This is a genomic window from Dokdonia sp. R86516 (assembly GCF_044596715.1).
Taxonomy (GTDB): Bacteria; Bacteroidota; Bacteroidia; order Flavobacteriales; family Flavobacteriaceae; genus Dokdonia.
Genome location: NZ_CP138998.1, coordinates 2,530,074 through 2,543,864, shown reverse-complemented (window position 1 = coordinate 2,543,864; position 13,791 = coordinate 2,530,074). Strand labels below are relative to the sequence as shown.

General features: G+C 35.9%; 10 protein-coding genes. 8 read left to right on the top strand and 2 right to left on the bottom strand.

From position 1 onward, the window contains the following. Positions 1 to 19 precede the first annotated feature (19 nt). The 7 genes from SJY23_RS11390 (at position 20) to SJY23_RS11360 (ending at position 8,018) form a co-directional block, all read left to right on the top strand. Positions 20 to 1,243, top strand: coding sequence for an autotransporter outer membrane beta-barrel domain-containing protein (locus SJY23_RS11390; RefSeq protein WP_396596434.1), 1,224 nt, complete (start codon positions 20 to 22; stop codon positions 1,241 to 1,243). 403 nt (positions 1,244 to 1,646) lie between these two features. Then, positions 1,647 to 2,258, top strand: coding sequence for a hypothetical protein (locus tag SJY23_RS11385; RefSeq protein ID WP_396596433.1), 612 nt, complete (start codon positions 1,647 to 1,649; stop codon positions 2,256 to 2,258). A gap of 332 nt (positions 2,259 to 2,590) precedes the next feature. Next, on the top strand, positions 2,591 to 4,219 hold the full coding sequence (locus SJY23_RS11380) for a S8 family serine peptidase (RefSeq protein ID WP_396596432.1): 1,629 nt from the start codon (positions 2,591 to 2,593) through the stop codon (positions 4,217 to 4,219). Positions 4,220 to 4,442: 223 nt separating this feature from the next. Beyond that, positions 4,443 to 5,021, top strand: a complete 579-nt coding sequence (locus SJY23_RS11375) for a hypothetical protein (protein WP_396596431.1) — start codon at positions 4,443 to 4,445, stop codon at positions 5,019 to 5,021. 286 nt (positions 5,022 to 5,307) lie between these two features. After that, positions 5,308 to 5,817 carry a GNAT family N-acetyltransferase gene (locus SJY23_RS11370; RefSeq protein WP_396596430.1) on the top strand — a complete coding sequence of 170 codons (510 nt, stop codon included), beginning with the start codon at positions 5,308 to 5,310 and terminating at the stop codon, positions 5,815 to 5,817. Between the two features lie 198 nt (positions 5,818 to 6,015). Beyond that, positions 6,016 to 7,335 (top strand): MFS transporter, encoded by a 1,320-nt coding sequence (locus SJY23_RS11365; RefSeq protein WP_396596429.1) that lies wholly within the window; start codon positions 6,016 to 6,018, stop codon positions 7,333 to 7,335. A 164-nt stretch (positions 7,336 to 7,499) separates the two neighbouring features. After that, positions 7,500 to 8,018: a hypothetical protein gene (locus SJY23_RS11360; RefSeq protein WP_396596428.1), complete on the top strand. Its 519-nt coding sequence runs from the start codon at positions 7,500 to 7,502 to the stop codon at positions 8,016 to 8,018. Here the strand turns inward: SJY23_RS11360 and SJY23_RS11355 are convergent, their stop codons facing one another. Next, entirely contained in the window at positions 8,019 to 10,115 is a 2,097-nt protein-coding gene (locus SJY23_RS11355) for a M1 family metallopeptidase (protein WP_396596427.1), read from the bottom strand. Positions 10,116 to 10,197: 82 nt separating this feature from the next. On the opposite strand from SJY23_RS11355, the gene recG reads away from it, so the two are divergent. Further along, on the top strand, positions 10,198 to 12,300 hold the full coding sequence (gene recG, locus SJY23_RS11350; RefSeq protein WP_396596426.1) for an ATP-dependent DNA helicase RecG: 2,103 nt from the start codon (positions 10,198 to 10,200) through the stop codon (positions 12,298 to 12,300). Here recG and SJY23_RS11345 read toward each other — a convergent pair whose 3' ends face one another. Then, entirely contained in the window at positions 12,301 to 13,548 is a 1,248-nt protein-coding gene (locus SJY23_RS11345) for a TlpA family protein disulfide reductase (RefSeq protein WP_396596425.1), read from the bottom strand. It abuts the gene before it with no gap. Positions 13,549 to 13,791 lie beyond the last annotated feature (243 nt).

Below are 13,791 nucleotides of genomic sequence, written 5' to 3'. Positions count from 1 at the left end.
GAACACTAATTAAAAAATAATGAAAAAATTATTATTACTTCTCCCTATTTTGATTTTAAGTATCAAATCTTATTCTCAAAATTATTTTGAAAAAGGTTATTATATCGATAACAATAACGAAAAAACAATTTGCCTGATTAAAAATATTGATTGGAAAAATAACCCAATTAATTTTGAATTTAAACTCAGTCAAGAAGGCGAGGTGCAAAAAAGGGCTTTAGAACAAACTAAAGAGTTTGGAATAGACAATACCTCAAAATATATCAGAAGTATAGTGAACATTGATAGATCAAGTGAGACAATTAGAAATCTAACTTTCAACAGGAACCCTGTTTTTAATGAAGAAGTTCTTTTTCTAAAAGTTTTACTTGAAGGGAACTCTACCTTGTTTAAATATGTGGATGGTAATATTAAAAGATTTTTTTACAAAACTGAATCTTCAAACATTAGACAACTAGTTTTCAAAAAATATAAATCAACAGAAAATAATATTATAGAAAACAATACGTTTAGACAACAATTATACAATGAGTTAAAATGTCAAACTTTAAATATGACTAACATTGAGAGAGTAAATTATACTGAAAATGATCTTGTTAATTATTTTGAGAAATATAACAAATGTGGAAATCAAGATTTTGTAAGTTATGGAAGTAAGATAAAAAGAGATGGATTTAATTTATCAATAAGACCCCGCCTCAATAGTTCTGGACTGACGATTCAAAACTCTATTTTTAATACTAGAGACACTGATTTTGATAATGAAATAGGATTTGGTTTTGGAATTGAGGCAGAGTTCGTTCTTCCATACAATAATAATAAATGGTCTATTATAGTTGAACCTACGTATCAAAGTTACAAATCTGAATTAACTTCTAATTCTGATAATGTGTCAGGTGGAGAACTAACTGCAACTGCAGATTATAGCTCTATTGAAATACCAATAGGTTTACGTCATTATTTCTTTCTAAACGAAAATTCTAAAATATTTTTAAACGCTTCTTATGTTTTAGATTTAAGTTCTAATTCATCCATTGACTTTACAAGAAGTGATGGCTCAAGTTTGAGTTCCTTAGATGTTAATACAACAGGTAATCTTGCTTTAGGAATTGGGTTTAAACAAAATGACAAATACAGCTTAGAAATAAGATATAACACTAATAGAGAACTTTTAGGTGAGTATGAATCTTGGTCTTCAGAGTACAAAACCTTATCTCTTATTTTTGGATATTCGATATTCTAGAAAACACATAAGTTGATATAATGTCCAAAATTGATATGAAAGTATTGAGTTTGGACATTTTGGCTATTACAACTAATATTAAAAGTAGTTCTCTTTCTTAAAATGGTAATAACGCAATCATTGACGTACTTGCTTCTAGCACTGGTATGATATCCCTTTAAGGTATTATTATGACGATTTTGATCTTGGGTGTGTTTGAAATTTTAAAGAAGAACTCAGAAGTTACAGATTCGTAAATAAGTTGATTTTGTAAAAGCGATTGCTGTGTTATTATTACGCTTTCGCGAAAGCGTATACTTCACTATAATTACTTGTAAATTTAAGCAACATATTAATAATAATAAGTTTCGAAAAAACATAGGTTGCTGTTTTAAGAGTATTTTGAAATAAATAGAATAAGAAGATGCTAAAAGAAAAATTTCTAAATCTCATTGAAAAGTTTTCTGATAACAACAATTACAACTTGGAATGTTGGAATGAGATAGAGAAATGTTATTCATCTAAATCTCGTCATTATCATAATCTTGAACATTTAGAAAACATGATTTCTGATTTGGAGCATGTTGAATCTCAAGTTAACAACATAAACGCGTTACTATTTTCCATTTATTACCACGACATCGTGTACAAAGCAAATCAAAGTGATAATGAACACAAAAGCGCGCTGGTTTTTAAAGAGAGAATTTCTGCAACCTCTTTTAATCATATAGAGGAATGCGTAGTGCAGATTGAGGCTACAAAAGAACACCAACTATCTTCAGATAATGACATAAATATTCTCTTAGATTTAGATCTATCTATTTTAGGCAAAAGTGAAAATGAATACAGTAAGTATTCACAAAATATCAGGAAAGAGTATAAAATCTATCCTGATTTCATGTACAGAAAAGGAAGGAAAAAAGTGCTAAATCATATGCTTGAATTAGATTCCATATTTAAAACTAGTTTCTTTAAAGATAAATATGAAATACAAGCAATCAGTAATTTACGGTCTGAACTGGATATATTGAATTAAGCAGACAAAAACGAGACGTCAGCTAATATTAAATTCAAGATTTTAATAAAATTAGCAGATGGTAAGATCGTTGAAGGAGAAACAACACCTGTAAATATTAAATAATGCGTTTTACTATCTTATTGTAAAATGTAAATAAAAGATTAATGACATCGCACTTACAAGTGTAAGCCGTTTTAAATGAACAGATTAAAGTTTTTTTATAAAATTTAGTTTAAGTAGATTTGATTAATTCATCACAATCATCAATCAAAAATTAAGACTTCTCTTTCAATCAAAAAGTTAGTTCCTATAAATGCTAGCTTTACAAGACAGTGGTCTTCTCTCTAATTATGAAAAAAACATTTTCAAACATGCTACCCGTTCTGGTTGTAGTATTTGGCTTAGTAACCATCCATGCGCAAACAAATAAAAAGCTAACTAATGCTGAATTTAAACAATGGCACCATGCGGATCTGACTACAGACTCTATTCCTGGGATTAGCACAGAAAAAGCTTATTCTTTCTTAAAAAACAAAAAAAATTCCCAAGTAATAATAGGCGTTATAGACTCGGGTATAGATTTAAAACACGAAGATCTAAAAAACAAAATTTGGGTGAATCCCAATGAAATAGTAAACAACAATATAGACGATGATAAGAATGGATTTATAGATGATATTAATGGCTGGAACTTTGCTGGAGATTTGACCTTTCAGAACTTCGAACATGAAAGAATACTAATGAATCAGTCTCTTGCAGAAAATAAATCCATAATATCTAAAGCTCAAAAGACTTATAAATCTCGATTAAAGAGAGCTAAAAAGAATATCAAAGTCGTACAAAATAGATTAGTAAATCTTGAAAAATCACATGATGCATTTTCCTCACATTTAGGAAAACCAGACTACACCTTAAAGGAAGTACTGGCGATAGAAACAACAAATGCAAACCTCAATAAAGAGATTGAGACGGTTAGAAAACATATAGAAATTATTGAGAAAATAAGCCAGAAATATGCAAGGCATGAACCTATAAATATTGACATCCCTTATCATATAGTAAATCGTATAAAGTCTAATAGAAGAGAATTAGAAATCGATAGTATTCTTATTTCTGGGAATAGCATAACAACAGATTTAAGAGCGACCCTAGGAGATAATCTTACCGACATAAAAGACACACAATACGGCAGTAATAGTCTTAACAATAACATAGATAATGAAGAGCATGCTACGCATGTAGCGGGGATAATAGCTGCGACTAGAAATAATGAAAAAGGTATCAATGGAATAACTGATAACTGCCTTATACTGCCAGTAAGATTAAATGGAGCTGGTGGTGATGAGCATGATAAGGATGTTGCCCTTTCTATAAGATACGCTGTAGACAATGGTGCTAAGATTATAAATGCCAGTATCGGGAAGGAATTCTCACCCTATAAAGAACTCGTTTATGAATCAATATTGTACGCTGCAAAAAATGATGTCCTAATTGTCATTGCGGCTGGTAATGAAAACATAAATCTTGATAAAAATTTTCAGTATCCTAATGATTCTAAAAATCTAAAAACTGAATTTTCAAATAATGTTATTGTTGTTGGTGCAACAAATAGTTATTATGGAGAAAATCTAGTAAGTATTTTTTCAAACTATGGGAAGCTTAATGTTGACATCTTTGCTCCAGGACATTCTATCTACGCGACAATTCCTAATAATGACTACGATTTTAAAGACGGAACATCTATGGCTGCACCTATGGTAGCAGGTGTTGCAGGATTAATACGTTCTTATTATCCAAGTCTAACAGCAACCCAAGTCAAGGAAATCATCCTCAATTCAGGAACAAAAATTAATATGCAAGTAAATGCTCCAGGTAGTTATAACAAAAAAGTTGACTTCTCAGATCTTTGCTCTTCAAGTAGCATTTTAAATGCGCACAACGCAGTTATTATGGCTGATCAAATGACTAATAATAAATAAACTAAGAACTATTACTATCAGCTCGCTTCACAAGATTATTGTAGAAATAAAAACTCATCGTCCATACCTCAAAACCACCATCTAATCACTCAACCTATTAAACCAAGAGTTGTTTCACGCTGTATAAAGGGAGATTAAGCTTAATGAAAATGAGCGATTAACTAACTACATATCAATGCTCTAAAGATAGTTTTGTGTCAATATAAATCATAAAACTTTTGACATGCCTGCAGAAACAAAAAAATCAGACAACGTTCTTGAACAATTTTTAAGTGAATTTGAAACCTTAGTATCCGGAATTACAGAGCACGCATTAAAAAATGCAGAGGACGAAGATGAAAAGGCGGTGATACAATCATTTGCACCATCACTTAATAATCAAATTTTTGAACTCAATCAGTTCATTAGAGAGAGCGCAAAAAAATCATCAAAACAACAAGAGCGTGATGTGCTTGAAGTTTTAAAAATAAGCTCAGGTGTATCACTTGCCAAAAATGCAAAAGGGATGTTCCCAAGTATAGGCTCCCTCGTAGGAAAACTTGGAATTGATAGAATCATAAAGGAAATCAAAAAAGTAATCTACGCGATTATAGAGTTAATTGGCATCAAATTACCAGAGTGGTTTGATAAAATTATTAACCTTATTGATGAAATAATCGCATTTATCTTATCTGGTGGTTCTTCAAGAATGATGACTACCTTGTCTATTCAAGAGCAGAATTACTTGAACGAATTAACGCAGCTAGCCAAATTAGAGCAAGCGCACCAATTCAAGTTTCAAGAAGATGAAGATGAGGAATAAGACATTAGAATAAAAAAGCTGCATTAAGCAGTTAGCGTTCTAGTCCATTACTACAAGCTTTTAATTCAATCTATGCCATTATAAACCTTTGGCTTGCGCTATAAGTTGTGGCTCATGATTGTATTAAGAGCTTGTTTTTTTATAGATATTTCAATGGCTGTTACGCTTTCGCGAAAGCGTATACTTCACCATAAATTCTTGTATCTTTAATGTAAGATAAATTGCTATTCACTATTGGCAGATTAGAGTCCATAAAGTTCCACTTCCTAATCTTTGATTATTATTTATGCTAGAAACTATCAGACTAAGGTTTGAGCCAATATCTCCAAAACATCTAGAAGATGCTGCTGATATGTTTTGCACCAATAATCGGGTTATGGCATCTACACTAAAAGGCAGCGTTTTTACTAGAAGCGAATTTGATTCCTTACTTCATACAGATTTTATAAATGAGCAAGAGGTTGTAATTGGCTTCTGGTGTGTCATTTTAAAGGAGAGCAATCGTTTTATAGGAGTCTCTGGTATCCATAAAATCAAGTATCAAGATAAAGAGTATTGTGAATTTGGCTTTATATTAAATGATAGTTACTGGGGACAAGGATTTGCCACAGAGATAGGTCACCACTGGATTTCATATGCAGCAGAGACCCTACAACTAGATCAGATTATCGCCACTGTAAGTCCGAACAACCTAGCATCTAGAAGAGTATTAGAAAAACTTGATATGAAGTATATGGATCAAGTAAAATCTGTAGATAGAGGCGACCGCATTATCTTAGGTAGGACGCTCTCATAGCATTTATTACAATAGCATATTTGGAATATTCATTCATACCAACTTACAAGACTACATTTCTTTTAAGTACAGGATTCTCAATAGTAGTACGCTTTCGCGAAAGCGCACTAATCCATCAATAACTTCCATTAAAGACTGAAAGACATAATAAACGTATATTTATCGCTTTGTTATTATGTAAATATCTTAATACGCTTTATGCCATCATCTTCCCTCAATAAACTCTACAAGTACTTAAATAATGAAGGCGATGAGCGGGTTTGTAAAGGCATTACAGATGAGGCCTGTAAACATGTTGCTACAAACTACTTTAGTATAATCTTTACACACACCTTTACAAAACTGGGTGATACACTGAGTAACCCTAAAACAGTGCTCACTTGGCTCATGAACTATGTGGGAGCACCGGTTTTTCTCATAAGTCTCATTGTCCCTATACGCGAGTCTGGTGCCCTTATCCCGCAAGTTGCTATCTCAAACTATGTAAAAAGAAAACCCATACGTAAGTACATCTGGGTGGTAGGTGCTATTATTCAAGGTCTTGCTATCGCTGCAATTGGGATTGTAGCTCTACAATTTGAAAAACAAAACGCAGGATGGTTAATCATTGTATGTTTAATCATTTTTAGCCTTGCGCGTGCTCTAGCTTCTGTGAGTTCTAAGGATGTAAAAGGAAAGACTATCCCAAAAACGAGGAGGGGAAAACTAGGAGGATATACTTCCTCTTTTGCTGGTGTTTTAGTTCTTGCTGCAGGCTTGTACATTACCTATAAATCTAAAACTAATGAGGATATACAGTTTTATACAAACCTCATATTCTTTGCAGCTTCCATGTGGGTCATTGCAGCGGTAATTTATGCATTTATCAAAGAATTCCCAACAGACATTACAACAGACGAGAGTGAGCAAAACAGTATTTTAGATAATATTAAACTGCTTAAAGACGATAGCCACCTAAGAAACTTTGTCATTGCAAGATCATTATTACTCTGCTCTGCCCTATCTGCACCGTTTTACGTTACGCTAGCGCAAAATAATGTTGAGGGAACGAGCTATCTCTTAGGGTTACTCATTATCTCAAATGGATTTGCCTCTATTGTAAGTTCGCCATCCTGGGGTAAACTAGCAGATAAATCTAGTAAAAATACGATGGCATATGCAGTTACTATAGCCTCGCTTTGCGGTATTGTACTAGTCATTCTTGTAAGCTTTTCATCTAGTTTAAAAACACAATTATGGTTATACCCCTTGGCGTTTTTTATCCTCGGTATTGCGCACAGTGGCGTGCGTCAAGGCAGGAAAACGTATGTTATAGATATGGCAAAGGGTAATGAAAGAACAAATTATGTCTCTGTAAGTAACACCATCATAGGGATTATTTTACTTTTTACAGGAGGATTGAGCGCTGCGCTATCCTTGATATCTGTAGAGATAGTCATTGTTGTACTATCTATTTTAGGCTTTTGGGGTGCCATAAAAAGCTACCGCTTACCTAATGTCGAAAAAGAGAACGGGTAATTATGAGCCAACTTATTACTGAGTTCTCATGTCAAATCTAATGGCATGGGTTGATGCAAATCCAATGTTCGCGAAAGCGAATAATCACATCACATTTGGTTGCATACTAAAAAGCAAGTAAGTTTGTTATTCATCCAGAACATAGCAATTATAACCTACTTAATATGACACAAGACCTTACTAATCTCGCTTTTAACCTTCTACCTGCAGTGATTGTTGCGTTGCTGGCATATTACTTTTTTAGCCAGTACATAAAGGAGCAAGATGGACAACGCAGATTTCAACTTCATAAAGCCAATCAGGCGAATGCGTTACCTCAAAAATTACAAGCCTATGAGCGCATAACGCTATTTCTTGAGCGCATCTCCCCGGGCAATCTAGTATCACGTGTAAAGCCTTACAGTGATGATGCTAATGATTATGAAGCGCTTTTATTACGCACCATTACAGAAGAATTTGAGCATAACTTATCACAGCAAATTTATATTACTCAAGAGTGCTGGAACGTGGTGCGCACTGCCAAAAGTGCAACTGCAGCCCTCATACGTAAAACGAATATGAGTGATAAAGTTGATACCAGTGATAAATTGCGTGAGACCATCTTACGTGATCTTATGGACACCCCAGCTCCTAGCGACACGGCTTTACAATTTATCAAGCAAGAAGTAAGCGAGATTATCTAATTATAACGCTTTTATACGTTGCAAATAGGCGATTTCTTGTTCTGAGAGGTCGCTTTTTATATTTAGAAGCATAGCGGCTATTTTTGGATTTTTAAGGGCATTAGTAAGTAGCTTTCTTGCGCTTTCGCGAAAACGCCAAACGTGATGTACACTAGCTTCTATAAGGTTATGTAAGCTCTCCTCCTCATAAGATCCTAGCTGTCTTAAATAGTTAAATGCATTCTCCCGTAGCTGATACGGTTGAGATGGCGCTGTATAACCTATAAGTTCTTTATAACGAGCTAAAGATTCTTCAGGCTTATATTGTGGCGTAGCGAGCGATAACGCAAGCCACAGCGTTCTTATATTGCCATCTGAAAATCCCATCTGATTATCCATAAGATCTAATACTTTACGTTGTGACTTAGGATCATTGCGCTGCTGGTGATATACCCACAATTTAATCATGGCCTGCTCACGTGTGATATAACTCTTATCACTAAGTAGCTCATAAAACTCAAGGACCAGCGCTTCTGGAACTTCCTCAAGCGAACTAGCAATAGCTTGTCTTATAAAAACATTCTCTGTTTCCATGGCGCTTTTATATGCCGGAAGCGTAGCATTTATTGATTCTTGCGAGAGCTGGTAGATTGCCTCTGCGCCTAGATAATCGTTATTTGTAGCTATGGCATTCATAAGCGCTGTAAACTTAGAAGAAAGCGCTACTGCTCTACCCGACTGCAATTGGAAATACTGTTGCATAAATGTGTTTTCCCTGAGGGAAGCAAGCGCTTCCTCAGCTTGAAAGGCACTTTGATATAACCAGTTTTTCTTAAATGCAGTGAGATCTACGCTTGTTACTGCGGCTACTTCTGCCATAAATAGGTCTGTAGTGACGTTTTTGTAAGCATATTTAGTCAGGTAGTTTCTCACTGCGGTATCAAAAGCTTCGGCTCCTACTTGTTCTCGGAGTATATGCACTGTCCATGCGCCTTTTTGATAATACGTGAGGCTACTACCTCCAGCAGCTACGAGTCTTTGTCCTTTGCCCATATCGCTGAGTTCACGCAGCTGCTCTGCGGTTTCAAAAAGCTTGAAATAAAAATAATCATCACCAAAAATCTCACGCTCTGCGAGCAATGCGTAATACGTAGCAAAACCTTCATGTAGCCAGTGATGCTCGCTGCTAGTCTCTGTTACTAAATCTCCAAACCATTGATGTGCCAACTCATGTGCGTTTACATTGACATAATTGCGATCCGTGTAGCCTATCTCATCCACCATAAAACTATCTGAAAACACAGTGAGGCTTGCGTTTTCCATGCCTGCATACAGAAAATCCTTTACGGGGACTTGCTTATAATCTTGAAAAGGAAAAGGCACTCCAATCGTGGTTTCTAAGAAGTCGAAAATCTCTTTAGAGTATTTGTAAGTAATCTCGACCTTAAGCGAATCTTCAGGACGGTAATAATATTCCAACGGGACACCAGAACTAGCAGTCTCGCTCTTCATGTCATAATCGCCCGCTACGAGGGCAACGAGATAACTAGAAATAGGCTGTTGCATATCAAAAGAAGAAAACAGAGCACCATAATCCTTTAAGACTCTATTACCTTTTCCATTTGCAATAATGGTCTTGCTATTATGTCCAGCTACTTTTAAGTCAAAAACAATCTTATCGTTCATATCATCAATACTCGGTAACCAGTGCGAGGTGTACTTTCCTTGCCCCTGCGTCCAGAATTCTTCTTTGCCGTTATTATTTACAAAGTAAGCCGCTTTTGATGGTTTCACTTGATAATCAAATTGGGCTTTGTAAGTCGTACCTGCCTTAAATTTCCCAGTGAGCACAATGGTGCTATCTGTAGCAGTGACAGTGATTGACGGTGTTTTATCTACCACCTTCATTGCGACGCCATCCATGACTACTTGATCTACATTTTGTAAAATCATAAAGGTCGTTTCAACGGTTCCTAAAATGGATTTACTGTCAAAATCTAAGGACAATGACGCATTGATGGTCTTAAAATCAACAGTAGCGGTTTGTGCAGATATCATTTGAGCATACGCTTTCGCGAAAGCGCAACAAGAGAATATAAACAGGAATAGGTATTTCATATTTTAAAAATAACAACTTTTAAGCCACTATCTTTTAAATATCAATTCGAAAATCTGAATTAAAGACCTTATTTTTACTTTAATGAATCCCACTTTTTTACAGACTCCCATAGATTACCTCAAAGGCGTAGGTCCTAACAGAGCAGACCTGCTCCGTTCTGAGCTGGGTATTCATACCTTCCAAGACCTAATGCACTTGTTTCCTAATCGGTATATCGATAAAACGCAGTATTACAAAATAGGCGAACTAGAACGTAATAATGCCGATGTACAAATAATAGGTAAGTTTTCAGGACTCAAAATGATAGAAGGAAAAGGGCGACGACTCGTCGCTACCTTTAAAGATGAAACTGGACAAATGGAGCTTGTTTGGTTTAGGGGACACAAATGGATTAGGGAGAGTATAAAGTTAAATACGCCTTATGTGATTTTTGGAAAATGTAATTATTACAATGGTAATTTCTCTATGCCTCACCCAGAAATGGAGCTACTTGCAGATCATGAAAAAAGTATCAAATCTGCAATGCAACCGGTCTATCCATCTACCGAAAAATTGAGCAATCGAGGGATCACAAATAAGGTGATAAATGGTGTGATGCAAACCCTCTTTTTAGAGTGTAAAAGTCACCTGTTTGAGAGCCTCTCAAAACCTATTATAACGGAGCTCAAATTGATGCCAAAAAGAGAGGCACTTTTGAACGTTCATTTCCCGCAATCTCAAGAGCATTTAGCAAGGGCACAATACCGCTTAAAGTTTGAAGAATTTTTTTACATTCAGCTACAATTAGCTTTCAAAAATGTAAACCATAAAACCAAAATAAAAGGGTATCCATTTGAAAAAATAGGGCCTAATTTTACCACCTTTTATAATGACCATTTACCCTTTGAATTAACGGGTGCACAAAAACGAGTGCTCAAAGAAATACGTCATGATCTAGGCACAAATGCCCAGATGAATCGTCTTTTACAAGGAGATGTAGGTTCTGGGAAAACTATTGTGGCACTCATGTCAATGCTCATGGCACTTGACAACGGTTTTCAAGCTTGTTTAATGGCACCTACTGCCATCCTGGCAGTACAACACTATCAAGGTTTGGTAGAGTTATGTAAAGACTTGAATACCAGTATTTCACTATTACAAGGTTCAACTAAAACTTCAGAACGTAAAATCATTCATGAAAAGCTTGAAAATGGCGAGTTAGACATCTTAATTGGTACTCATGCACTGCTAGAAGACAAGGTCAAATTTAAGAATCTTGGGCTTGCGGTAATCGATGAGCAACATCGTTTTGGGGTAAAACAGCGCAGTAAATTATGGCATAAAAATGAGTACCCTCCACACGTACTTGTGATGACCGCCACCCCTATTCCACGCACCCTTGCCATGACCGTTTATGGTGATTTAGATGTGAGTGTAATAGACGAACTTCCACCGGGTAGAAAGTCCATAAAAACAGTGCATAGATATGACGCAAATAGGCTCAAAGTTTTCAAGTTTATTAGAGACGAAATTGCACTAGGAAGACAGGTCTATATTGTGTACCCATTAATCCAAGAATCTGAGGCTATGGATTACAAAGATTTGATGGATGGATATGAGAGTATTTCGCGAGAATTTCCCATGCCAAAATATCAAATTTCTATCGTCCACGGACAAATGAAACCAGCCGATAAGGAGATTGAAATGAATCGTTTTATAAAAGGCGAAACACAAATAATGGTCGCCACTACTGTTATTGAAGTTGGCGTAAATGTACCTAACGCCTCAGTGATGATTATAGAAAGTGCGGAGCGTTTTGGGCTAAGTCAGCTACACCAATTACGCGGTCGTGTAGGTCGTGGCGCAGAGCAGAGTTATTGTATCTTAATGACCAGTCATAAATTGTCAAGTGACAGCAAAGTGCGCTTAGAAACGATGACACGCACTAATGATGGTTTTGAGATCGCAGAGGTTGACCTCAAGCTACGTGGTCCAGGTGATATTACCGGGACTCAACAAAGTGGCGCGTTAAACCTAAAGATAGCCGATATTATCAAGGACAATGACATTCTTAAAGTAGCCCGAAGTTACGCATGGGCTGTGGTTAAGGACGACCCTACCTTTAAAAAGGAAGAAAATCAAATCATCAGATTCATGTATGCCCAGATGATGAAGTTTAAGAACATCTGGAGTTACATATCGTAATTACTCAGCTAGCAACTGTGCTACAAATTTTTCAAACTCCTCTTTAAACTCAAGATGCTTCTCCCCTGTCGCTGTACCATTATATCCAGTGTGGATGCGTCTCACAGTTCCTTTCTTATCTACAAAAATGAGTGTAGGATATGAAAGCACATGATTAAGCATAGGTAGCTTTTCGGCTGCCTTTTTCTTATCAGAATCTCCCCATTGAGCTAGAAGTATCGGATACGGAATATCTAATCGTTCTTGCATACGCTTAATGCTCGCAAACGCCTTCTCTTTAGTGGGCGCATATTCAAAAGCCAAAGAAACTACCTCAAGATCATCTGATGGAAATTCTTTCAAATATTGTTTTATAAATTTTGATTCTTCCAAGCAATTAGGACACCACGTACCCATAAGCTTAACGAGTACTACCTTATTTTTAAATCGCTTGTCTTCTAGTGACACCACTTCCCCACTGCTATCCGGAAAAGAAAATGCAAGTCTATCATACCCCTCTTTTAAATAAGTCAAGGTGTTTGCATCTGGAAGTTCGTAGTTGTCATTCTTAGTTGCTACAAACGGCTCTTTCCAGTGATCACCACTATAAAACTGTCCTTGCATAGTGCTGTCTGTTACGGTTGCTACAAAGAGAAAAGCATGCGCTCCGTCAAAAGTTGACAGCCTAAGTTCGTCACCATCTAATTTTCCCTCGAGATAGCGATAATCACCCGTTGTAGTTCTAAAAGTACCCGTAACAATATCACCATCTGACTTAAAAGTACCTTTGGCGATATATCGATCTTTAGCATTATCTGGGCTAAAAACAGTCTCCCAACTACCATCTACATTCACACTTGCTGTATTCTCGCTCAATACTTCGGCTGAGGAAACAAAACGTTCTTTTACTCCGTAATTCATTGTAAACGGCACCACGCGATCAAGACTTGGCTTTATGAAGGAGCCCGTTATTTGATTCCCGCTTTCGCGAAAGCGTCCTGCAAAATATCCCTCAAAAACAGGAGTTTGGATACGTATACTATCGCCATTAATCTCAATTTCATCCACTTCTATACGCTCCTCTGCGTTATAAATGGTTATGGTTTCATCATCATTTACCTCAAATACAAAAGGAAGTTCTTCTTGATCCTGAACAGCTAGTGTAGCTCTCCAAAATCCTGAATTCAATGTTTGAGGGGTGATTACCACCTTGTCTTGTTTGCAAGAAATAATGCCAATAAATGAGATGAGAATAAGTATCTGTTTCATAAATCAAAGATATACCAACACAGTCTCATTCTTTTAAAGCGCCTTACAGAAGTTTTAAATAGTAAGCGACGCATAAAGTCTCGCCGCCTAATATTTAAAAAATGACAACTACCCATAAAACAACTTTTATTGCCACTTTCTAGCGAGATGACAAGTTGTTAAAACATACTTTTACAAAACTAGTGTCTAATTCACTCCATGGAGCCTAAAAAAACTACTGAGATACTCGCTCATCTGCTTTGC

What these genes read in the sequence shown, in the direction of transcription:
- SJY23_RS11390 (WP_396596434.1), top strand. Translation starts at nt 20, where the DNA reads ATGAAAAAATTATTATTACTTCTCCCTATTTTGATTTTAAGTATCAAA.
- SJY23_RS11345 (WP_396596425.1), bottom strand. Translation starts at nt 13,548, where the DNA reads ATGAAACAGATACTTATTCTCATCTCATTTATTGGCATTATTTCTTGC.
- recG (WP_396596426.1), top strand. Translation starts at nt 10,198, where the DNA reads ATGAATCCCACTTTTTTACAGACTCCCATAGATTACCTCAAAGGCGTA.
- SJY23_RS11385 (WP_396596433.1), top strand. Translation starts at nt 1,647, where the DNA reads ATGCTAAAAGAAAAATTTCTAAATCTCATTGAAAAGTTTTCTGATAAC.
- SJY23_RS11355 (WP_396596427.1), bottom strand. Translation starts at nt 10,115, where the DNA reads ATGAAATACCTATTCCTGTTTATATTCTCTTGTTGCGCTTTCGCGAAA.
- SJY23_RS11380 (WP_396596432.1), top strand. Translation starts at nt 2,591, where the DNA reads ATGAAAAAAACATTTTCAAACATGCTACCCGTTCTGGTTGTAGTATTT.
- SJY23_RS11375 (WP_396596431.1), top strand. Translation starts at nt 4,443, where the DNA reads ATGCCTGCAGAAACAAAAAAATCAGACAACGTTCTTGAACAATTTTTA.
- SJY23_RS11365 (WP_396596429.1), top strand. Translation starts at nt 6,016, where the DNA reads ATGCCATCATCTTCCCTCAATAAACTCTACAAGTACTTAAATAATGAA.
- SJY23_RS11360 (WP_396596428.1), top strand. Translation starts at nt 7,500, where the DNA reads ATGACACAAGACCTTACTAATCTCGCTTTTAACCTTCTACCTGCAGTG.
- SJY23_RS11370 (WP_396596430.1), top strand. Translation starts at nt 5,308, where the DNA reads ATGCTAGAAACTATCAGACTAAGGTTTGAGCCAATATCTCCAAAACAT.